The sequence below is a fragment of the Kitasatospora acidiphila genome (genome assembly GCF_006636205.1).
GTDB classification, from domain to species: Bacteria; Actinomycetota; Actinomycetes; order Streptomycetales; family Streptomycetaceae; genus Kitasatospora; species Kitasatospora acidiphila.
This window is the reverse complement of the sequence record NZ_VIGB01000003.1, coordinates 4,096,172-4,118,159: the sequence shown is the minus strand read 5'-3', so window position 1 is coordinate 4,118,159 and position 21,988 is coordinate 4,096,172. Positions and strand designations below refer to the sequence as shown.

Sequence of the window (21,988 nt, the reverse complement as noted above, 5' to 3'; positions counted from 1 at the left end):
GATTGGCCGCCACCGGCCCCCTCGCTACCGTTCGGATCATGGACTTCGCGATCACCACCCTCGCCGAGCGCCCCGAACTCGCGCACGCGGACTTCCCGGACACCTGGCCCGCGTTCTCCTTGGCCGACCCCGTGGGCCGGGCGTTCTTCGCCGAACTGGACTCGGCGTTCCCGGAGTTCACCGTGGTGGCGACGGAGGCGGACGGTTCCGTGGTGGCCCGCGGGCACAGCGTGCCGTTCGCGCTGCGGGTCGAGGGACGCGGGGAACTGCCGCCCGGCGGGTGGGACGAGGTGCTGCTGTGGGCGTTCAAGGACCGGCGGACCGGCGCGGTCCCGGACACCGTGAGCGCGATCGACGTCACCGTCCGGGAGGACCGGTTGGGGCACGGGCTGTCGGCGCTGATGCTGGACGCGATGCGCCGCAACGCGCGGGACCGGGGGTTCGCGGAGCTGGTGGCCCCGGTCCGGCCGACCGGCAAGCACCTGGAGCCCGAGACCCCGATGGCGGAGTACGTGCGCCGCACCCGGGAGGACGGTCTGCCGGTGGACGCCTGGCTGCGCACCCACGTGCGGGCCGGCGGCGTGATCGAGGCGGTGGCGCCGTGCTCGATGACGGTGTCCGGGACGCTGGCGCAGTGGCGTGACTGGACCGGGCTGCCGTTCGACACCGCCGGGCCGGTCCTGGTGCCGAAGGCGCTGGTGCCGGTGGAGTGCCTGCCGGAGCGGGACTGCGCGAGCTATGTGGAGCCGAACGTCTGGGTGCGGCACGGCTTGGCCTGACGGTTCACCGGCCTGGCCTGACGGTTCACGGGCCTGGCCTGACGGTTCACCGGCCTGGCCTGACGGTTCACCGGGGCAGCAGCGTGCGCACCGCCTCGACGAGCCCGGCTCGGGCGTCGCGCGGTGCGGCGTCCAGCAGAGCGGGCAGGTCGGAGTTGGCGGCGGCCCGCAGCAGGCCGGCGGCGGCCGTCGACATCAGCGAGTAGGCGTGTGCGACCTGGAAGGGCGCCAGGCCGGCCTTCTCCAGGCCGCTCCACAACTCGCCGAGTGGGGATGCCCGGTGGCGCACCGGGCGGCCGAGCACCTCGGAGACGGCGGCGGCCAGCTCGGCGCCGCCGACGACGGCCGTGCCCTCCAACTCGTAGACCCGGCCCCGGTGCTGGTTGGCGGGGTCGGAGTCGGCGTCCAGCGCGACCCGGACGGCGGCGTCGGCGAGGTCGGCGCGGGAGACGACGGGCACGGTGCCGTGGCCCAGCGGGGTGCGGAGCACGTCGTCGGTCGGCTGGCCGGAGGCGGCCAGGCCGAGGCCGGCGGGCACCTCGGGGTAGAGGCCGTTGCGCAGCACGGTCCAGGCCAGTGGTGACCGGGCGAGCGCCTGCTCGGTCCAGCGGTGCGGGATCGCGATGGTGAGGTGGTCGCCCGAGCCGGCCAGGCTGGTGTAGATCACCTGGCGCACCCCGGCGGCGGCCGCCGCGTCGATGGCGGCGCCGTGGCGGGCCAGCACCACGTCGTCCTCCGCATAGCCCGCCGAGATCAGCACCAGCACGTCCACCCCGGCGAAGGCCTCCGGTAGTGAGGTCGGATCGTCGAAGTCCACCCGGCGCTGACCGGCGGCCGGGGTGCGGGTGCCGGCCAGCACATCCGCGCCGCGCGCGACCAGCTGACGGTGGACGAGGCCGCCGAGGTTTCCGTTGACACCACTGACGAGGATCATCTGATGCTCCGTTGTCGTTCTGATCGTTTGATCGTCGATATTCCGGTGGGGGGATCGGAACCATCCTGATCAGCCGGTCGGCCGGAGGTAAGGAGGCACATTTATGTCAGCGGGGCACACCGAGGTAACCACCCCCGATCCGGAGCTGTTCTTCGATCCGTCCGAGGAGTGCGGAATCCGCGAGGTGCTGGACCGGATCGGCGACAAGTGGTCCGTCCAGGTGATGGTGGAGCTCAGCCGTGGCGTGCGCCGGTTCCGTGAGCTCCAGCGCGCGCTTCCGGGCGGAATCAGTCAGCGGATGCTCACCCTCACCGTGCGCCGGCTGGAGCGCGACGGGCTGGTGGCGCGCACCGTGTACCCGACCGTGCCGCCCCAGGTCGAGTACGAGCTGACCGGCCTGGGCTGGAGCCTGGCCCGGCTGGTCCGTTCCCTGGCGGACTGGTCCCGGGAGCACCGGGCGGAGATGGCGGATTTCCGGCACCAGTGGGACGAGGCGCACCGAGGGGCCGCGGAATAGCGGGTCGGACATAGTGGTTGAACTTTCACGTTCATCACATAAAGCGCCCACTGACAGGAGCCACCCCCGCCATGAAGGTCGAGATCTACTCGGACATCGCCTGCCCCTGGTGCTACATCGGCAAGCGCCGCTTCGACCGGGCGCTGGCCCAGTTCGGCGGAGACGTCGAGGTGGTGTACCGCCCGTACCAGCTGGTGCCGGACGCCCCGGCGACCGCCAGCCCGCACCGCGCCTGGCTGGCCGAGCGCTACGGCCCGCAGTCCCGCGCGATGGACGACCGGGTGACGGCGCTGGGCAAGACCGAGGGCATCGACTACGACTTCGACGCCGCGCTGCACGCCAACACCTTCCTCGGTCACCGGCTGCTGCACCTGGCCGAGACCGAGTACGGCGCAAAGGTGCAGGGCGAGCTGAAGGAGGCGCTGCTCAAGGCGCACTTCTCGGACGGCGTGGACGTCGGCGACCGGGCCGCGCTCACCGAGGTGGCGGTGGCCGCGGGCCTGGACCGGGCGCGGGTGGCCGAGTACCTGGCCGGCGAGGAGGGCGCGGCCGAGGTGCGGGCCCAGCTGGCCGAGGGGCGACAGCTGGGGATCAGCGCCGTGCCGACCTTCGTCTTCGAGGGCCAGTGGGCGGTGCAGGGCGGCCAGGAGACGGAGACCTTCCTCAAGGTGCTCCAGCAGGTCGCCAGCGAGACGGGCACCGCCGAGACGGGCGAGGGCGAGGCCTGCGCCGACGGGGCCTGCGCGATCTGAGCAGGCTCCATCGGGGACGTCAGCATCGGGCGGACGTCAGCAGGTGAACCGCGCGTCCGCCCAGTCCGCCAGGTTGGCCGCAGACCAGATCCCGTTGTCATGCGGGCTCACCACCAACTGGATCCGGTGCAAGCCCGCCAGCGGTACGTGCACCGGCACGGCCTCCTGCCCGGCCCGCAGCGCGGGCGAGGTCCACAGCGGCCTGCCGTCGCCGTCCCGGACGCTGAACCGGAACTTCTGCGGTGACAACGTCAGGTCGTCGAGGCCGACGACCGCGTCATAGGCCGAGCAGGCCCGGTTGAGGTCGATGGTCACGGTGTCCGGGGCGTTCACCGAGAGGCCGCGGTTGTAGGGCGTGTCGCCGATCATCAGGAGGCGGCGCTGCCACAGCCAACCGCTCTCGTCGCGGACGATGCTCGGGCCGGGCGGCGGCTGCCGCTGGTCCTGCGTGGAGAACGGCAGGGTGTCCACCCAGAAGCTGGCCGGCGGGGGTGGGGGCGGCGGCATCACCGGGCTCGGGGTGGGCGTCGGGACCGGCGGCAGCGTCGGCACCGGGGTGGGCGGCACCGGCGGCGTCGGCGGCGTAGGCACGCTGGGCACGGGCGGCGTCGGGACGGTGACCGCCGGGATGCTGGGGGCCGGCGGCGGCAGGGCCCTGGTCGGCGTGGGCGTGGCGGTGGTCGGCGCGGGCGCCGGGGGCTGGGCGTGCGTGGGTGACGGCTGCGCTGACGCGGGCGCCGGTGAGGGCGCGGGTGCCGTCGGCTTGGGGGCCGGCGGCGCGGGAGCGCTCGGCGGCGGGCTCGACGGGGCCGTGGCGGGCGGCGCGGGCGCGGCGGCGGCCGGCTTGGGCGCCGGGGAGCCGGACAGCGCGAAGGCGACGGCAGCGGCGGCGGCCACGACGGCGGCCACGATGCCGGCCTTGCCCGCGGTGCCGAGCCCCTCACCGGCTGCGCCCGCAGCCGTCCCGCCAGCACCTGACGCACCACCGGCCGCGCCTGCACTACCGGCCGCGCCCGCCGCCCCGACACCACCAACCGCACCTGCCCCAGCCGCCCCCGCAGCACCACCGACCGCCCCGGCCCCCGCCGTCGTACCGCCCGTCGCGCCCGCCGCCGCAGCGGCCCCACCGGCGGCCGCGCCGCCCGCCACCGCGCCGGCCCCGAGCGCCGCGGCGACCGCCGAGAACGCGCCCGCCCCGATCCACACCAGCACACCGCCGGGCAGCACCAGCCGCAGCGCGTGGTTGATGTCCACCAGCTCCAGCAGCGCGGCGGTGCACTTCTCGCAGTCGCGCAGGTGGTTGCCGACCTCGGTCGAGGCGCGCTTGCGCAACGCCCCCCGGGCGTACTGGCCGAGCCGGTTGGCGTACTCCTCGCAGCCCTGCTCCTGGCTGCCGGAGACGTGCGCCTGCAGGAAGGCGGCGGCCAGCCGGGAGCGGGCCCGGTGCGCCTGCACCGCCGTGGCGTTGGCCGTCTTGCCGAGCAGCACGGCGACCGTCTTCGGCGACTCCTGCTCGACCTCGGTGTGCCAGAGCAGCAGCCGGTCGTCCTCGGGCAGTTCGACGAAGGCCTGCATCACCATGCGGCGGTCGGCCATCGCCATCGCCCAGGCGTCGGCGCCCGGGTCGGCCAGGTCGAAGTCGATGGCGGCACTGCTGGCGGACTGCTCGAACGCACCGAAGTCGTCGATCAGTTGCTCACGCTGCCCGGTACGGCCCCAGGCGGCGGCCACATTGCGCACCGCCGTGAGCAGATAGGCGCGGACGGCGAACTCCGGACCCTTGCCGGCCTTCAGCGCCTGCAGGGTGCGGGCGAAGACCTCGCCGGCCAAGTCCTCGGCGGTGAAGCTGTCGCGGCAGCAGCTGCGCGCATAGCGGCGCACCGCCTCGACATGCCGGCGGTAGAGCTCCTCGTAGGCGGAGTCGTCACCGGCCCGCACCAGGGCGGTCAACTCGGCGTCGGAGGGCGGCCGGTCGCCGTCCACCGGGTCGGCCGGCGGGGGCACCTTGGCGAGCGGGCCCATGAGTTCGGGCTGCGCGGCGGTCAAGTCGGCCGGGCTGCCGGGCCGGTGCGCCACGAACGCCTCCGGCATCACCCCGCCCTGCCCGGCCACCGCCTGGCCGGGCACCCGGGGTTGGGCCTGAGCCCCGCCCATCGGTGAGCCCGTCGATGAGCCTGTCAATGAGCCAGTCGGTGAGTCGGCCGGCGTCGGGCCGGCGGGTGCCGGTCCCTCGGGCGCCTGGCCGTCGGGGGATTGGGCGAACGACTCCCGGACCGGGGCGCCGCCCTGGCCCGGCACCTGGCCGGCCGGGGCCTGGGCGCCGGGTTCGGCGCTGCGCTCGTTCTGCTCCTCGGCACTCATCAGCTCGCCTCGCCCGATCCGCCCGCGCCGTCTCCGTCCCGTGGCGTGCCGCCCCGCCAGGCGCACGCCGGGGGCGCACTCGGCCGCCGGACGTGCCACCAGACGTGCGCCGCCGCACTGCCGACAACGGCGCGCACCGGGACAATGGCTCCAACCACGGGCAAAGGATGGCATAGGGGCGCTGACGCCGGTAGCCGTCAACGACCCGACCCCCTTTGGAGGGAGCGCCCGGGCAGCGGTCCGCCCGCCCCGGCGCGAGCCGTTCCGCACCGGGGCGGCGCCGAGCACGCCGCGCCGCGCGCACGTCAACACGCGCGCCGCACAGCATGGCACCGACGGCGGAGCCCGACGAGCAGGCGCGCCGATCAGGCCGCCCGCAAGCCGTCCAGCAGGATCCGCAGCAGCCGCTCGCCCGGATCCGCACCCGCACCCGGCGGCTCCACGGTCCGTCCGATCGCCGGCGGCACCGCGGCCGTCAGCACCAGCACGATCTCCGACACCGTGACCCCGGGCCGGAGTTCACCCGCCGCCGCGGCCCTGGCCACCAGCGCGGCCAGCAGCTGCAGCAGCAGCCGCGGGTCCGCGTGCGGCGCGCCGGTGCTCGAACCGGGCTGTTCCTCGGTGCTCGGGTGGCCGTACCCGTAGGCGTCCGGCGAGAGCCGCTGCTCGGGCACCCGGGCCAACTCCTCGGCGTAGCTGAACGCCTCCGGCGGCAGCAGCCGGCCCGCGCCGGTGCCGACCGCGGTGGCCAGGTACCCGGCCAGCGCCTCCCACGGACCGGCCGGCCCGTAAAGGGCCTCCCGGGCCCGGGCGGTGAGCCAGGCCACCTCCTCGGCGGCGATCCGCTGAACCAGCACCTCCTTGCTCGGGAACCGCCGGTAGACCGTGCCGACCCCGACACCGGCCCGCCGGGCGACCTCCTCCATCGGTGCGTCGTACCCGAGTTCGCCGAAGACCTCGCGGGCCGCCCGCAGCACGCTCTCCAGGTTCCGCCGTGCGTCCACCCGCAGCCGGGTGGCCCGCCGATCCTCGGCGCGGGGCGGTACCTCGGTCGACGCCGGGACGGACGCCGGTCCCGGCTCCGGTGCGCGCTGCTCCGGCACGGTGTGCGATCCGGCCTGCGGCATCGCCGACTCGCCCAGCAACTGATCCTGATCCATCATCCCCAACCCTCCCCCGGAGGAGCCTGCTTCGGGCTCCTAGCGCGTAGTCGTCGCAGCCGCCCGTGACCTGCCCACGGGTCCGGCCCCAGCACCCGGCCCCCCGCGCCGGACCCGCACGGCCCGCACCACATCCGAGTAGGGATCATCCGCGGACTACCCTTCCCCGTTTCAGCGTGGGACAGTCGGGCTGGTCGGCCAACGGTAAATCAGGCCGTAATGGATTCACCACCCGGGGTGACGGTTGACAGTGCGCCGACTGGGGCAATCCGGTCCGGAGTGTGGACAAGAGCCCCTTGGTCGGGGCGTCATGGTTGCGTGAACCAGGTCACATCGACAGGGGGTGGCACCATCCGGATCCTGATCGTGGGCGGCGGCTGCGCCGGGCTCACCAGTGCCCAGCGGCTCCAGCGGGAACTCCAGCAGGACCTGCGGTCCGGCCGGGCGGAGATCACCCTGGTCGAGGCCGCACCCTACCTGACGTACCGTCCGCTGCTCGCCGAGGTGGCCGCCGGCGCCATCGATCCCCGGCACGTGGTGGTGCCGCTGCGTCCGGCGCTGCCCGACTGCCGGGTGCTGGCCGCCCGGATCGCCCGGATCGACCACGGCCGCCGACTCGCCTGGCTGGCACCACAGGACGGCATCGAGGTCGAACTCCCGTACGACGAGCTGGTTCTGACGGTCGGTGCGAGCTGCCGCGCCCAGCCGATCCCCGGGCTCGCCGACCACGGCCTCGGCTTCGAGACGGTCGGCGAGGCGCTCGCCCTGCGCACCCGGGTGCTCGACCAGCTGGACCTGGCCTCCACCACCCGGGACGTCGAACTCCGGCACGCCGCCCTGACCTTCGTCTTCGTCGGAGCCGGCTACGGCGGCGTCAGCGCCCTCGCCGAACTGGCCGACCTGGTCGGGCGGGTGCTCCGCGACTATCCCAACATCCAGCCGGAGGACTTGCGTTGGGTGCTGGTCGAGGCCGATGACCGGATCCTCGCGGAGGCCGACCCCGAACTCGCCGAGTACGCCCTCCAGCAACTGCGCGACCGGAACGTCGACGTCCGACTCGGCACCACGCTGGAATCCGCCGACGACGGCCTGCTGGTGCTCTCCGACGGCAGCAAGTTCGCCGCCCGCACCCTGGTCTGGACGGCGGGAGTCCGCCCCGCCCCGCTGCTCGCCGCCACCGACCTGCCACTGGCCGACGACGGCCGGGTGCGCTGCCTGGACACCCTGCAGGTGGTCGGGCCCGACGGCGGGCCACTGCCCGGCGCCTGGGCGGCCGGGGACTGCGCGGCCGTGCCCGCCCCGCCGGACGCCTACTGCCGGCGCGGCGCCCAACACGCCCTGGCACAGGCCGAGCTGCTGGCCGGCAACCTGCTGGCCGCCCGGGCCGGCGCGGCACCGCAGCCCTACCGCCCCGAGCCCGGCGAGGCCTCCGCCTCACTCGGGCTGCGCAACGCCGTCGCGCACGCCGGGGGGCGCCGCCTCACCGGCCGCAGCGCGTGGCTGGTGCACCGCGCCCGCATGCTGCGCCGGGTGCCGAGCACCGAGCGGCGGGTGCGGATCCTCGCCGACTGGCTGCTGGGCGGGCTGTTCGCATCCGGCCCGCACGTACCTTGAACGACGGCCAGTCGACGTGCCGTACAACACGACCAACACACGTACGACTTCCGGAACCCGGTCTTCACCTGACAGGATCTGCGTGAAGCCCCGTCACGGCCAGTATGGACATCAGTACGAACCGTGACGGACCGAGTGGCCCCCGGCGGAATCCGGACCGGCGGGAGCCCCGAGGAAAGCGACGATCGGTTGAACCTCATGCGCTGGAGTGCGCGGCTCACCGGAGCGCCGAGGCGTGTCGCACCGCCCAAGGACGACCAGGTCGCCCTCCCCGGGCCCCGTGACCCGCTCGGCCCCTCCGGCCTGCCCGGACCCGATCAGCTGCTCGACCTGCACGAGCTCTACGACCTGCGCGACGTGCTCGGCCGGCTGCCCGCCCCGTGGTGATCACCTACGGCAGCCGGCACCGCCTCGGCTACGCCAACGACGCCTACCGCGAACTCTTCGGCACCCGCACCAACGGCGCGCCCGCCGAAGAGGCCCTGCCCGAGCTCGCCGAGCTCGGCCTGCTCCCGCTGCTCGACCAGGTGCTGCGCAGCGGGCGCGGCCGCAGCGTCAAGGCGCGCAGCACCGCCGACCGCCGCCACTGCTTCAACGTGTCCTGCGTGCCGCTGCACTCCACCGAACGGGTCTGCACCAAGGAGGGCCACGCCCGGCCCGCCGTCGGTGTGCTGATCTACGCCGCCGAGGTCACCGACCAGGTCGCCATCGCCACCCGGCTGCGGGAGGCCGAGCGCAAGCAGCGCGAGGCGGCCGTCACCCTGCAGCACAGCCTGCTGCCGCAGGAGCTGGAGCAGCCCGCCGACCTGCGGGTCGCCGCCACCTACCGGCCCGGCGGCGCCGAGGCCGCGGTCGGCGGCGACTGGTACGACGTGATCGGCCTGCCCGCCGGGCGCACCGCCCTGGTGATCGGCGACGTGATGGGCCGCGGGCTGCGCGCCGCCGCCGTGATGGGACAGCTGCGCACCGCCGTGCGCGCCTACGCCCGCCTCGACCTGCCGCCGCACCAGGTGATGACCCTGCTCGACGGCATCGCCATGGAGATCGACGCCAACCAGATCGCCACCTGCGTCTACGCCGTCTACGACCCCCGGCCCACACCCTCACCTACGCCTCCGCCGGCCACCTGCCGCTGATGCTGCGCGCTCCCGACGGTGCCGTGCTCCAGGGCGAGCAGCAGAACGGCCCGCCGCTCGGCACCGGCGACGGCAGCCACAGCTCGCACACGCTGCGCCTGCTCCCCGGCACCACCGGAGTCCTCTACACCGACGGCCTGGTCGAGCGCCGGGACCAGGACATCGACCAGGGCCTGGGCCTGCTCTCCCGAACGCTGGCCGGCGCTGTCGGGTCACCCGAGGTGGTCTGCGCCCGGCTGCTGCGAGCCATGGGGGTGACGGCCGACCACGATGACGACGTGGCCGTGCTCGCCTTCCAGCTGCCGACCGACGGCAGCGACGAGGCCGGGCAGCCGTGCCTGACATCGGCGGTTGACTCGGAGCTCGAAGAGGTCTAGTGTTCTTCGAGCTGCCTGTCAGGGAGCACCGGACGCAAGCTCTGAGCGGACGGTCCCGAGAGCAGCCACTCCTTTGAAACACCATCCTCAGTGAGATCGTCGGCTTCGGCGCGCATGTCTTTTCGTGCGTTTCCGGGGCGGGCTTGTTTTGCTGTGCCGGTAATTCTTGAGTGTGCGGCCGGATTCGCTTTTCGGGGCGGAACTGAGCTAAAGTTCAACACGTCGGACGGGCCGTCAGGTCCGGTACGGCGAAGGCCTCCTGAGGCCGAAGCGGTGCGGAAGACCTGGTAAGGTTGGAAACACCGAGAGCGAGTCGGAAAAAGCCGGAAGGCGGATCTGATAGGCTCGAAACACGAAAGAACGAAGCGCCCGGAGAAAACGCGGAAGCGAATTCGAAGGAAGCGTCCGTTCCTTGAGAACTCAACAGCGTGCCAAAAGTCAACGCCAGATATGTTGACATCCCCGGCCTTGATCCTTCCGGATCGGGGTTGGAGATTCCTTTTGAAATAAACACTAGCGAGGACGCAGTGCACGGGGCCGCCCTATTCCGGTGGTTGCTGTGCCGCTCTGCGCGAGTGCTCGCTCGATTACGAGCAGACATTCACGGAGAGTTTGATCCTGGCTCAGGACGAACGCTGGCGGCGTGCTTAACACATGCAAGTCGAACGGTGAAGCCCTTCGGGGTGGATCAGTGGCGAACGGGTGAGTAACACGTGGGCAATCTGCCCTGCACTCTGGGACAAGCCCTGGAAACGGGGTCTAATACCGGATATGACCTGGAGCCGCATGGCTCCGGGTGGAAAGCTCCGGCGGTGCAGGATGAGCCCGCGGCCTATCAGCTTGTTGGTGGGGTAATGGCCTACCAAGGCGACGACGGGTAGCCGGCCTGAGAGGGCGACCGGCCACACTGGGACTGAGACACGGCCCAGACTCCTACGGGAGGCAGCAGTGGGGAATATTGCACAATGGGCGAAAGCCTGATGCAGCGACGCCGCGTGAGGGATGACGGCCTTCGGGTTGTAAACCTCTTTCAGCAGGGAAGAAGCGCAAGTGACGGTACCTGCAGAAGAAGCACCGGCTAACTACGTGCCAGCAGCCGCGGTAATACGTAGGGTGCGAGCGTTGTCCGGAATTATTGGGCGTAAAGAGCTCGTAGGCGGCCTGTCGCGTCGGATGTGAAAGCCCGGGGCTTAACCCCGGGTCTGCATTCGATACGGGCAGGCTAGAGTGTGGTAGGGGAGATCGGAATTCCTGGTGTAGCGGTGAAATGCGCAGATATCAGGAGGAACACCGGTGGCGAAGGCGGATCTCTGGGCCATTACTGACGCTGAGGAGCGAAAGCGTGGGGAGCGAACAGGATTAGATACCCTGGTAGTCCACGCCGTAAACGTTGGGAACTAGGTGTTGGCGACATTCCACGTCGTCGGTGCCGCAGCTAACGCATTAAGTTCCCCGCCTGGGGAGTACGGCCGCAAGGCTAAAACTCAAAGGAATTGACGGGGGCCCGCACAAGCAGCGGAGCATGTGGCTTAATTCGACGCAACGCGAAGAACCTTACCAAGGCTTGACATATACCGGAAACGGCTAGAGATAGTCGCCCCCTTGTGGTCGGTATACAGGTGGTGCATGGTTGTCGTCAGCTCGTGTCGTGAGATGTTGGGTTAAGTCCCGCAACGAGCGCAACCCTTGTTCTGTGTTGCCAGCATGCCTTTCGGGGTGATGGGGACTCACAGGAGACTGCCGGGGTCAACTCGGAGGAAGGTGGGGATGACGTCAAATCATCATGCCCTTATGTCTTGGGCTGCACACGTGCTACAATGGCCGGTACAAAGGGCTGCGATACCGTGAGGTGGAGCGAATCCCAAAAAGCCGGTCTCAGTTCGGATTGGGGTCTGCAACTCGACCCCATGAAGTTGGAGTTGCTAGTAATCGCAGATCAGCATGCTGCGGTGAATACGTTCCCGGGCCTTGTACACACCGCCCGTCACGTCACGAAAGTCGGTAACACCCGAAGCCGGTGGCCTAACCCTTGGGAGGGAGCCGTCGAAGGTGGGACCAGCGATTGGGACGAAGTCGTAACAAGGTAGCCGTACCGGAAGGTGCGGCTGGATCACCTCCTTTCTAAGGAGCACATAGCCGGATGCGAGCGAATGTCTCGCACGGTTGCTCATGGGTGGAACGTTGACTATTCGGCACACAGGGTTGGTTGTCTCCTAGTACTGCTTCGGCGTGGAACGGGTTCAAGTGATCGGGTGTGTCGGGCACGTTGTTGGGTCCTGAGGGAACGGCCGTAAGGCTGGAACCTCGGTGAGCCGGTCTCATGCGAGATGCCCCGTTGCGGGTGTTGAGTGTGGGTGTCTGGTCGTTGTTTGAGAACTGCACAGTGGACGCGAGCATCTGTGGCCAAGTTTTTAAGGGCGCACGGTGGATGCCTTGGCACCAGGAACCGATGAAGGACGTGGGAGGCCGCGATAGGCCCCGGGGAGCTGTCAACCGAGCTTTGATCCGGGGGTGTCCGAATGGGGAAACCCGGCAGTCGTCATGGGCTGTCACCCATACCTGAACACATAGGGTATGTGGAGGGAACGCGGGGAAGTGAAACATCTCAGTACCCGCAGGAAGAGAAAACAACCGTGATTCCGGGAGTAGTGGCGAGCGAAACCGGATGAGGCTAAACCTTGAGCGTGTGAGACCCGGCAGGGGTTGCGCTTGAGGGGTCGTGGGATTTTTCTTGATCGGTCTGCCGGCCGGTCGGCGAGTCAGAAACCGTATGGGTAGTCGAAGGACATGCGAAAGGTCCGGCGTAGAGGGTAAGACCCCGTAGACGAAATCTGTACGGCTCGCTTGAAGAACACCCAAGTAGCACGGGGCCCGAGAAATCCCGTGTGAATCTGGCGGGACCACCCGCTAAGCCTAAATATTCCCTGGTGACCGATAGCGGATAGTACCGTGAGGGAATGGTGAAAAGTACCGCGGGAGCGGAGTGAAATAGTACCTGAAACCGTGTGCCTACAAGCCGTGGGAGCGTCGTTGGTCGGCTTGCCGGCCAGCCGTGACTGCGTGCCTTTTGAAGAATGAGCCTGCGAGTTTGCGGTGTGTAGCGAGGTTAACCCGTGTGGGGTAGCCGTAGCGAAAGCGAGTCCGAATAGGGCGTTTGAGTTGCATGCCCAAGACCCGAAGCGGAGTGATCTAGCCATGGGCAGGTTGAAGCGCGGGTAAGACCGTGTGGAGGACCGAACCCACCAGGGTTGAAAACCTGGGGGATGACCTGTGGTTAGGGGTGAAAGGCCAATCAAACTCCGTGATAGCTGGTTCTCCCCGAAATGCATTTAGGTGCAGCGTCGCGTGTTTCTTGCCGGAGGTAGAGCACTGGATAGGCGATGGGCCTCACCGGGTTACTGACCTTAGCCAAACTCCGAATGCCGGTAAGTGAGAGCGCGGCAGTGAGACTGTGGGGGATAAGCTCCATGGTCGAGAGGGAAACAGCCCAGAACACCGACTAAGGTCCCTAAGCGTGTGCTAAGTGGGAAAGGATGTGGAGTCGCAGAGACAACCAGGAGGTTGGCTTAGAAGCAGCCACCCTTGAAAGAGTGCGTAATAGCTCACTGGTCAAGTGATTCCGCGCCGACAATGTAGCGGGGCTCAAGTACACCACCGAAGTCGTGTCATTCACAGAATACGCCCAACGGCGCTGTGGATGGGTAGGGGAGCGTCGTGTGCCGGGTGAAGCGGCCGAGGAATCGAGTCGTGGACGGTATACGAGTGAGAATGCAGGCATGAGTAGCGATACAAGAGTGGGAAACTCTTGCGCCGATTGACCAAGGGTTCCTGGGTCAAGCTGATCTGCCCAGGGTAAGTCGGGACCTAAGGCGAGGCCGACAGGCGTAGTCGATGGACAACGGGTTGATATTCCCGTACCCGCTTTGAAGCGCCAACGGCGAACCTCTGAATGCTAAGGCCGTGAAGCCGCCCCGGAGTCTTCGGACAAAGGGGAGTGGTGGAGCCGCCGGTCCAACAGGGTAGTAGCTGAGCGATGGGGTGACGCAGGAAGGTAGTCCAGCCCGGGCGGTGGTTGTCCCGGGGTAAGGGTGTAGGACGTGGGGTAGGCAAATCCGCCTCACATATAGTCTGAGACCTGATGCCGAGCCGATTGTGGTGAAGTGGATGATCCTATGCTGTCGAGAAAAGCCTCTAGCGAGTTTCATGGCGGCCCGTACCCCAAACCGACTCAGGTGGTCAGGTAGAGAATACCGAGGCGTTCGGGTGAACTATGGTTAAGGAACTCGGCAAAATGCCCCCGTAACTTCGGGAGAAGGGGGGCCCCTCCTGGTGATGGCACTTGCTGCCTGAGCTGGGGGTGGCCGCAGAGACCAGCGAGAAGCGACTGTTTACTAAAAACACAGGTCCGTGCGAAGCCGTAAGGCGATGTATACGGACTGACGCCTGCCCGGTGCTGGAACGTTAAGGGGACCGGTTAGCTCTGATTCGTCGGGGCGAAGCTGAGAACTTAAGCGCCAGTAAACGGCGGTGGTAACTATAACCATCCTAAGGTAGCGAAATTCCTTGTCGGGTAAGTTCCGACCTGCACGAATGGCGTAACGACTTCTCGACTGTCTCAACCATAGGCCCGGTGAAATTGCATTACGAGTAAAGATGCTCGTTTCGCGCAGCAGGACGGAAAGACCCCGGGACCTTTACTATAGCTTGATATTGGTGTTCGGTTCGGCTTGTGTAGGATAGGTGGGAGACTGTGAAGCAGCAACGCCAGTTGTTGTGGAGTCGCCGTTGAAATACCACTCTGGTCGTGCTGGATGTCTAACCTGGGTCCGTGATCCGGATCAGGGACAGTGTCTGGTGGGTAGTTTAACTGGGGCGGTTGCCTCCTAAAGGGTAACGGAGGCGCCCAAAGGTTCCCTCAGCCTGGTTGGCAATCAGGTGTTGAGTGTAAGTGCACAAGGGAGCTTGACTGTGAGACCGACGGGTCGAGCAGGTGCGAAAGCAGGGACTAGTGATCCGGCGGTGGCTTGTGGAAGCGCCGTCGCTCAACGGATAAAAGGTACCCCGGGGATAACAGGCTGATCTTCCCCAAGAGTCCATATCGACGGGATGGTTTGGCACCTCGATGTCGGCTCGTCGCATCCTGGGGCTGGAGTAGGTCCCAAGGGTTGGGCTGTTCGCCCATTAAAGCGGTACGCGAGCTGGGTTTAGAACGTCGTGAGACAGTTCGGTCCCTATCCGCTGTGCGCGTAGGAGTGTTGAGAAGGGCTGTCCCTAGTACGAGAGGACCGGGACGGACGAACCTCTGGTGTGCCAGTTGTTCTGCCAAGGGCATGGCTGGTTGGCTACGTTCGGGAGGGATAACCGCTGAAAGCATCTAAGCGGGAAGCCTGCTTCGAGATGAGCACTCCCACCTCCTTGAGAGGGTAAGGCTCCCAGTAGACGACTGGGTTGATAGGCCGGATGTGGAAGCCCTGTGAGGGGTGGAGCTGACCGGTACTAATAGGCCGAGGGCTTGTCCTCAGTTGCTCGCGTCCACTGTGTTGTTCTGAAACAACGACCCCACCGCATTTGAGGCGGTGGTGCGGCCGATAGTTTCATAGTGTTTCGGTGGTCATAGCGTGAGGGAAACGCCCGGTTACATTCCGAACCCGGAAGCTAAGCCTTACAGCGCCGATGGTACTGCAGGGGGACCCTGTGGGAGAGTAGGACGCCGCCGAACAATTCTTCAGAAGAAGCCCCGACGGGCAACCGTCGGGGCTTCTTCGCGTTGTGGCTCCTGCTATTCCAAGTGGCCCGAGCCGGCGCGGCGTAGGGTCGCACACATGGTCATCTACACCACCGATTCGCTCACCGCCGAAGACCTGGACGTCGCCCGTACCGTGCTCGCTGCTGCTGCCGCTGCCGACGGGCGGGAAGCCGTGTCCGAAGCGGGCCGACTCCGCCTGCGCGCCGACGCCCCCCGCCCCGGGGTCCTCCACCTGGTGCAGACCCTCGACTCGCGTCCCGCCGGTTATGCCCAGCTCGAGGCCTCCGCCGCGGAGTCGGCCGCCACCGTCGAGCTGGCCGTCCATCCCGAGCTGCGGCGCCGGGGGCTCGGCCGGCACCTGCTCGACGCGGTGCTCGAGGAGGCCGGCCCGCAGCGGACCGTGGACTTCTGGGCGCACGGCGGGCACCCGGGCGCGGTCCGGCTGGCCGCCGAATACGGCGCCGAGCTGATCCGCGAGCTGCGGCAGATGCGCCGGACCGCGCCGGCGCCGGAGCAGGCCCCGCTGCCCGAGGGCGTGACGGTCCGCGCGTTCCGCCCGGGGCAGGACGACGAGGCCTGGCTTCGGCTGAACGCCCTGGCCTTCGCCCACCACCCGGAGCAGGGTTCCTGGACCACGCAGGACCTGGCCGACCGCCTGGCCGAGCCCTGGTTCGACCCGAACGGCTTCTTCCTGGCCTTCCGGAACGACCGGCTGGTCGGCTTCCACTGGACCAAGGTGCACCCGGCCACCGCGACCGAGCCCGAGCTTGGCGAGGTCTATGTGGTGGGTGTCGACCCGGCCGAGCAGGGCAACGGCCTGGGCCGGGCGCTGACCACGGTCGGCTTGCGCCACCTGGCCCTGGACCGCGGCCTGGACACCGTGCTGCTCTACGTCGACGCGGACAACACGGCCGCGGTGCGGGTATATGAACGAGTGGGCTTCGTCGTCCACGAAGTAGACCTGATGTACCAGGTGAAGCGCGGTAGCTGAGCGCGACCGGGGCCCGACCGCCTCAGCTTTCCTCCTGGCCATGCGGTGTTTACCGTGGATTCAATTGACGCCGCGAAGATCACAGGATGACGTCCGTAGTGTCTCGCTCCCGCAGCTTGGGTCACGCGGCTCGGCTCGGTCGGCTAGCGACCGCGCCGGGCGGCTGGCCCTACCCGTCGGGTCCGTCGGGTGCGGAGCAGAACGGCACCTCGGACATCACGGCCCCGGAGGAGCTGGAACCCATGAGCATCACCAACGCGCTCGGTCGCCCGGTGGACAGCACGACCGACGGCGAGCCGACAGCTCTGCCGCAGGGCCGCTTCCTGGACCGTGAACGCAGCTGGCTGGCGTTCAACGAGCGGGTGCTGGAGCTGGCCGAGGACTCCGAGATCCCGCTGCTGGAGCGGGCCAAGTTCCTGGCCATCTTCGCGAGCAACCTGGACGAGTTCTTCATGGTCCGGGTGGCCGGCCTGAAGCGCCGGATCGCCACCGGGGTGGCCCAGCGCAGCGCCTCCGGGCTGCAGCCGCGCGAGGTGCTGGACCAGATCTGGACCAGGTCGCGGGAGCTGATGGCCCGCCACGCGGCCACCTTCCAGCACGATGTGCTGCCCGACCTGGCCGCCGAGGGCATCGAGCTGGTGCGCTGGGGCGAGCTCACCGACCACGAGCAGTCCCGGCTGCACACCCTGTTCCGGCAGCAGATCTTCCCGGTGCTGACCCCGCTGGCGGTCGACCCGGCGCACCCGTTCCCCTACATATCGGGGCTGAGCCTCAACCTGGCCGTGGTGGTCCGCAACCCGGTCTCCGGCCACAAGCACTTCGCCCGGGTGAAGGTGCCGCAGTCCCTCTCCCGGTTCCTGGAGGCCTCCGCGCAGCGGTACGTGCCGCTGGAGGATGTGATGGGGGCGCACCTGGAGGAGCTCTTCCCGGGGATGGAGGTGCTCGCCCACCACGCGTTCCGGGTCACTCGCAACGAGGACCTGGAGGTGGAGGAGGACGACGCCGAGAACATCCTCAAGGCGCTGGAGAAGGAGCTGATGCGGCGCCGGTTCGGCCCGCCGGTGCGGCTGGAGGTGGAGGAGTCGATCGACCCCTACATCCTCGACCTGCTGGTGCGCGAGCTGAACATCACCGAGGCCGAGGTGTTCCCGCTGCCCGGCCCGCTGGACCTGACCGGCCTGTTCGGGATCGCCGACCTGGACCGCCCGGAGCTGAAGTACCGCAAGTTCGTGGCCGGCACGGCCAGGGCGCTGGCCGATGTCGAGTCGGCCTCGCAGCCGGACATCTTCGCCGCCATGCGCGAACGGGACGTGCTGCTGCACCACCCGTACGACAGCTTCTCGACCTCGGTGCAGGCCTTCCTGGAGCAGGCCGCCTCCGACCCGAACGTGCTGGCGATCAAGCAGACGCTGTACCGCACCTCCGGCGACTCGCCGATCGTGGACGCGCTGATCGACGCCGCCGAGTCGGGCAAGCAGGTGCTGGTGCTGGTCGAGATCAAGGCGCGCTTCGACGAGCAGGCCAACATCAAGTGGGCCCGGAAGTTGGAGGAGGCCGGTTGCCATGTGGTCTACGGGCTGGTGGGGCTCAAGACGCACTGCAAGCTGTCGCTGGTGGTCCGCCAGGAGGGTGAGACGCTGCGCCGCTACGCGCACGTCGGTACCGGCAACTACCACCCGAAGACCGCCCGGCTGTACGAGGACCTGGGGCTGCTGACCAGCGACCCGCAGGTCGGCGCCGACCTCTCGGACCTGTTCAACCGGCTCTCCGGCTACTCGCGCCGGGAGTCCTACCGCCGGCTGCTCACCGCACCGCGCGGGCTGCGGGACGGGCTGCTCGCCCGGATCCGCAACGAGGTCGCCAACAAGGAGGCGGGCCTGCCGGCGTACGTCAAGATCAAGGTCAACTCGATCGTCGACGAGGCCGTGATCGACGAGCTCTACCGGGCCTCGCAGGCCGGTGTGCCGGTGGACATCTGGGTGCGCGGGATCTGCGCGCTGCGCCCCGGGGTGGCCGGCCTGAGCGAGCACATCCGGGTCCGCAGCGTGCTCGGACGGTTCCTGGAGCACTCCCGGCTGTTCGTCTTCGGCAATGCCGGAGATCCCGAAGTCTGGTTCGGCAGCGCGGATATGATGCACCGTAACCTTGACCGGCGGATCGAGGCGCTGGTCCGGGTGGCCGATCCGGCGCACCGTGCGGAGCTGTCCGGACTGCTCGATCTCGGTATGGCCGAGGACACCGCCTCCTGGCATCTGGGCCCGGACGGCGCCTGGCTCAGGCGGAGCCATGATGCCGACGGCCGCCGGCTCCGCGACATCCAAGAGCTGCTCATCGACTCGCGCCAGCGCCGCCGGAGTTCCGCCGGCGGTCTCTGACCATCCGTCACTGCCCCGGGGGTTCGGCCTGCCCTGGGGGAACGGGGAGTACCCACCACATGACTGACGCGCCCATGACGGCCCCGGCGGCCACCGCGACCGCCGGGGAGGTCATCTCCCGGTATCTCACCGAGCAGGCGGGCAACTTCCTGCGCGCGCTGCCGCAGGCGGTGGGCGAGGCGGGGGCCAGACCCGGTGCGCTGCCGTCGCTCAACTCCCCGGCGGGCAGCGGGGGGACGCTGGAGCTGCTGCGCGCGGTGCGGCGGGTCGGCGGTGCGCTGCACACATTCGGTGCCGTCTTCGAGCCGGGCTGGGCGCACGAGTCGCGGGCCGAACTGCGCTGGCTGCTCAACCTGTTGGCGCAGGAGCCGGCCTACCAGCGGCGCTCGGCGAGGCTGCTGGCGGCGGTGGACTCGCTGAGCGGGGTCGCGCCGGCCGGTGAGGGCGGTCCGGGCATGCTGGCCGGGCACCAGGGGGCGCCGAAGGCCCGGGCGCTCCTGGACCGCCAGCTGACCCTGGCCCGCACCCGGGCTCACAGCACCGTGCTGCAGGAGCTCCGCTCGGCGCGGCTGCACGCCCTGGCGGACCGGATGACGCTGCTGGTCGGTGAGGCGCCCCTGGTGGAGCCGGCCTGGGGCAAGGCCGGCGAGGTGCTGCCGTCGCAGGCGGCGGCGGCGTTCGCCGCGCTGGGCGCCGCCGTGCAGGCGCTGCCGCTGCGCCGGGCGGCGACCGCCTACCAGGGGGACGCGCTGCACCGGCTGGGCGGCGCGGAGCCGTCCGGGCCGGCGGTGGTGCCGCCGCAGGGGCGGACGGGCGACGCGGACAGTGCGCTGGCGGCGGACGACGCGCCCTGGCACCGGGTGCGGATCCTGCTGAAGCGGACCAGGTACGCCTTGGAGGTGTGCGGCCGGCCGGGGGACCAGCTGGTCGAGCTGGACCGGGTGCTGGACTGCCACCAGGAGGCGGCGGACGCGGCGGTGACGGCGGCGACGGCCGCGCGCACTCCGCGGATCACCCCTGCCACGGCCTATGTGCTGGGGGTGGTGCATGCTGATCAGCGGCTGGAGGTCGAGGCGGCGCGGTTCGCCTTCGGCAGCCGGTGGCCGGAGCTCCCGCTCAGCCTGGACGGCTGGGAGGGGCCCCCAGGACAGCGGATGGGATGAATGGGCGAGCAGCGGTCCGAGCAGTTGGCCCGTCGGCAGCTGCGGGAGGCGAGGCGGCAGGTGCCGTGGCACGGTGAACGGTCGCACGCCGCTCGGCCGACCGGCACCGGGCGCCCGGCGGGAACGCCCCGGACGATCCTGGCGGCGGGCGCGGTGCTGTGGACGCCGGGCGAGCCGCGCGCCGACGGCACGTTGCGCCGGCCCCGGATCGCGTTGATCCACCGCCCCAAGTACGACGACTGGAGCCTGCCGAAGGGCAAGTTGCGGCGCGGTGAGTCACCCTGGGAGGCGGCCGTCCGCGAGGTGGCGGAGGAGACCGGGCTGGTCTGCCGGCTGCTGGCGCCGCTGCCCGCGCAGCACTACCTGGCGAACGGCCGCCCCAAGGAGGTCCGCTACTGGGCGGCGGTGCCGGTCTCCGGGGAGTTCCGGCCGAACCGGGAGGTGGACCGGATGAAGTGGCTGAAGCCGGACAAGGCCAGGGCCAAGCTCACCCATGACCGGGACCGACTGCTGATCGACGCCCTGCTGGAGCAGTTGGCGCGCCGATCTGACTGAATGTCGGCGGATCTGTTTCTGTTGGTCCGTCGGACGGGTGCACGTCATCTGATCTCGTGTCTTGGTTGATTCCTTGCCGTGATGCAACCGTGACTACTGGACCATGTTTCCTGGCATCCGTTCGAGGTTCACCCTCCATTCACTTACGACCGGCTGATGCGTCACCTGCCCGGCCTAGCTTCGGTCCTACCGGAGGGCCGAAGAGGCCCCGGACCACAGCAAGGTCCGCGCCGGGCGCCCGACCAGGGTCGGGCCCGCGGACCGTGCCAAAGAAAGGGACACCCTGTGAAGCTCCAGCGGAACGGCCGCTCCAAGGCCCTCGCGATCGGTGCCGTGGCGCTCGTCAGCTCGCTGTCGCTCGCGGCCTGCGGCTCGGACAACAACAACTCCACCGGCGGCGCGACCGCCAGCGGTGGCGCCAGCTCGGCGGCCGCGATCGCGTGTGCGAGCAAGCAGGCCAACCTGCTGGCCGCCGGGTCGACCGCGCAGGGCAACGCCATCGACGTGTGGAAGAACGCCTACGGCAACGCCTGCTCCGGCACCACGCTGAACTACAACGGTGTCGGCTCCGGCGCGGGTGTCGCGCAGTTCAACCAGGGCAAGGTCGCCTTCGCCGGCACCGACTTCGCGCTCAAGCCGACCGACATCGACGCCTCCAAGGCGGTCTGCCAGGGCGGTCAGGCGATCGACCTGCCGATGGTCGCCGGTCTGGTCTCGATCGTCTTCAACGTGGACGGTGTCAGCCACCTCACGCTGGACGGCTCGACCACCGCGAAGATCTTCAACTCGGAGATCACCAAGTGGAACGACCCGGCGATCGCCGCGCTGAACCCGGGCGTCACCCTGCCGGCGACCGACATCACCACGTTCCACCGCTCGGACGACTCCGGCACCACCTACAACCTGACTTCGTACTTCGGCAAGGCCTCGAACGGCGCCTGGACCGCCGCGCCGAGCAAGACCTGGCAGGGCCACGGCGGCCAGTCGGCCGCGGGTAGCGCGGGTGTCTCCTCGCAGGTCAAGGCCACCAAGGGTTCGATCGGCTACGTCGAGCTCTCCTACGCCCAGATCAACGGCCTGAACAGCGCCTCGATCAACACCGGCGCCAGCAAGCCGGTCGACCCGACCGCCGCCAACGCCGCCATCACGCTGGGCAGCTCCACCGTGGTCGGCACCGGCAACGACCTGGCGCTGCAGTTGGACTACGGCACCAAGGCCGAGAACGCCTACCCGATCGTCCTGGTGACCTACGAGGTCGCCTGCGACAAGGGCAACAAGGCCGACACCCTCGACAGCCTGAAGTCCTTCCTCACCTACGCGGCCAGCGACACCGGCCAGCAGGCGATCTCCAGCAAGGGCTACGTCCCGATGCCGGCGGCCGTCGGCACCAAGGTGAAGGCCGCGATCACCAGCCTCAGCTGACGATCCGAGCAGCCGCGGGCGGCTCCTTCAGGGGAGGAAGAGCCGCCCGCGCCGCCCGGCCCGTCCACCGCACCACTCGTCCGGGGCACCGCCGCCATGGTGCCGC

General features: G+C 69.3%; 12 protein-coding genes, 3 rRNA genes and 1 pseudogene. 13 read left to right on the top strand and 3 right to left on the bottom strand.

What is annotated here, in order from left to right; all coding sequences use genetic code 11:
• The first annotated feature begins 38 nt into the window (after positions 1–38).
• Complete coding sequence (locus E6W39_RS19355) at positions 39–779, top strand: N-acetyltransferase (RefSeq protein ID WP_141634590.1); 741 nt, start codon at positions 39–41, stop codon at positions 777–779.
• 67 nt (positions 780–846) lie between these two features.
• Here the strand turns inward: E6W39_RS19355 and E6W39_RS19350 are convergent, their stop codons facing one another.
• A complete protein-coding gene (locus E6W39_RS19350) occupies positions 847–1,713 on the bottom strand; it encodes an NAD(P)H-binding protein (protein WP_141634589.1) in 867 nt (288 codons plus the stop codon).
• 103 nt (positions 1,714–1,816) lie between these two features.
• Between E6W39_RS19350 and E6W39_RS19345 the strand changes: the two genes are divergently transcribed.
• Together E6W39_RS19345 and E6W39_RS19340 are read left to right on the top strand one after the other, a co-directional pair.
• A complete protein-coding gene (locus E6W39_RS19345; protein WP_141634588.1) occupies positions 1,817–2,230 on the top strand; it encodes a winged helix-turn-helix transcriptional regulator in 414 nt (137 codons plus the stop codon).
• A gap of 17 nt (positions 2,231–2,247) precedes the next feature.
• The gene (locus E6W39_RS19340; protein WP_228718222.1) at positions 2,248–2,982 is read left to right on the top strand and encodes a DsbA family oxidoreductase; all 735 of its coding nucleotides are present in this window, start codon (positions 2,248–2,250) and stop codon (positions 2,980–2,982) included.
• A gap of 36 nt (positions 2,983–3,018) precedes the next feature.
• Here E6W39_RS19340 and E6W39_RS19335 read toward each other — a convergent pair whose 3' ends face one another.
• Together E6W39_RS19335 and E6W39_RS19330 are read right to left on the bottom strand one after the other, a co-directional pair.
• On the bottom strand, positions 3,019–5,343 hold the full coding sequence (locus E6W39_RS19335) for a sigma-70 family RNA polymerase sigma factor (protein ID WP_220140233.1): 2,325 nt from the start codon (positions 5,341–5,343) through the stop codon (positions 3,019–3,021).
• Positions 5,344–5,708: 365 nt separating this feature from the next.
• Positions 5,709–6,506 (bottom strand): TetR/AcrR family transcriptional regulator, encoded by a 798-nt coding sequence (locus E6W39_RS19330; RefSeq protein WP_228718221.1) that lies wholly within the window; start codon positions 6,504–6,506, stop codon positions 5,709–5,711.
• Positions 6,507–6,821: 315 nt separating this feature from the next.
• Between E6W39_RS19330 and E6W39_RS19325 the strand changes: the two genes are divergently transcribed.
• The 10 genes and pseudogenes from E6W39_RS19325 to pstS all read left to right on the top strand — a co-directional run bounded on the left by E6W39_RS19325 (position 6,822) and on the right by pstS (position 21,882).
• The gene (locus tag E6W39_RS19325; protein ID WP_228718220.1) at positions 6,822–8,117 is read left to right on the top strand and encodes an NAD(P)/FAD-dependent oxidoreductase; all 1,296 of its coding nucleotides are present in this window, start codon (positions 6,822–6,824) and stop codon (positions 8,115–8,117) included.
• A 189-nt stretch (positions 8,118–8,306) separates the two neighbouring features.
• Positions 8,307–9,573: pseudogene (locus tag E6W39_RS19320) on the top strand (PP2C family protein-serine/threonine phosphatase); the annotation flags it as partial.
• 657 nt (positions 9,574–10,230) lie between these two features.
• Positions 10,231–11,751, top strand: a 16S ribosomal RNA gene (locus E6W39_RS19310).
• A 280-nt stretch (positions 11,752–12,031) separates the two neighbouring features.
• Positions 12,032–15,150 (top strand): 23S ribosomal RNA (locus tag E6W39_RS19305).
• Positions 15,151–15,233: 83 nt separating this feature from the next.
• Positions 15,234–15,349 (top strand): 5S ribosomal RNA (rrf, locus tag E6W39_RS19300).
• Together the 16S, 23S and 5S rRNA genes form the textbook arrangement of a ribosomal RNA operon.
• A 103-nt stretch (positions 15,350–15,452) precedes the next feature.
• The gene (gene mshD, locus E6W39_RS19295; RefSeq protein ID WP_141634584.1) at positions 15,453–16,367 is read left to right on the top strand and encodes a mycothiol synthase; all 915 of its coding nucleotides are present in this window, start codon (positions 15,453–15,455) and stop codon (positions 16,365–16,367) included.
• Between the two features lie 86 nt (positions 16,368–16,453).
• Complete coding sequence (locus E6W39_RS19290; protein ID WP_407658401.1) at positions 16,454–18,742, top strand: RNA degradosome polyphosphate kinase; 2,289 nt, start codon at positions 16,454–16,456, stop codon at positions 18,740–18,742.
• A gap of 59 nt (positions 18,743–18,801) precedes the next feature.
• Positions 18,802–19,905 carry a CHAD domain-containing protein gene (locus E6W39_RS19285; RefSeq protein ID WP_228718218.1) on the top strand — a complete coding sequence of 368 codons (1,104 nt, stop codon included), beginning with the start codon at positions 18,802–18,804 and terminating at the stop codon, positions 19,903–19,905.
• Positions 19,906–20,040: 135 nt separating this feature from the next.
• The gene (locus E6W39_RS19280; protein ID WP_407658625.1) at positions 20,041–20,460 is read left to right on the top strand and encodes an NUDIX hydrolase; all 420 of its coding nucleotides are present in this window, start codon (positions 20,041–20,043) and stop codon (positions 20,458–20,460) included.
• Between the two features lie 285 nt (positions 20,461–20,745).
• Positions 20,746–21,882, top strand: coding sequence for a phosphate ABC transporter substrate-binding protein PstS (gene pstS / locus E6W39_RS19275; RefSeq protein WP_181799340.1), 1,137 nt, complete (start codon positions 20,746–20,748; stop codon positions 21,880–21,882).
• The last annotated feature ends 106 nt before the right edge of the window (positions 21,883–21,988 follow it).

Excerpts from the sequence above, each read along its gene's own strand:
- E6W39_RS19355 (WP_141634590.1), top strand. The coding sequence starts at position 39 with ATGGACTTCGCGATCACCACCCTCGCCGAGCGCCCCGAACTCGCGCAC.
- E6W39_RS19350 (WP_141634589.1), bottom strand. The coding sequence starts at position 1,713 with ATGATCCTCGTCAGTGGTGTCAACGGAAACCTCGGCGGCCTCGTCCAC.
- E6W39_RS19345 (WP_141634588.1), top strand. The coding sequence starts at position 1,817 with ATGTCAGCGGGGCACACCGAGGTAACCACCCCCGATCCGGAGCTGTTC.
- E6W39_RS19335 (WP_220140233.1), bottom strand. The coding sequence starts at position 5,343 with ATGAGTGCCGAGGAGCAGAACGAGCGCAGCGCCGAACCCGGCGCCCAG.
- E6W39_RS19330 (WP_228718221.1), bottom strand. The coding sequence starts at position 6,506 with ATGATGGATCAGGATCAGTTGCTGGGCGAGTCGGCGATGCCGCAGGCC.
- mshD (WP_141634584.1), top strand. The coding sequence starts at position 15,453 with ATGGTCATCTACACCACCGATTCGCTCACCGCCGAAGACCTGGACGTC.
- E6W39_RS19290 (WP_407658401.1), top strand. The coding sequence starts at position 16,454 with ATGACGTCCGTAGTGTCTCGCTCCCGCAGCTTGGGTCACGCGGCTCGG.
- E6W39_RS19285 (WP_228718218.1), top strand. The coding sequence starts at position 18,802 with ATGACTGACGCGCCCATGACGGCCCCGGCGGCCACCGCGACCGCCGGG.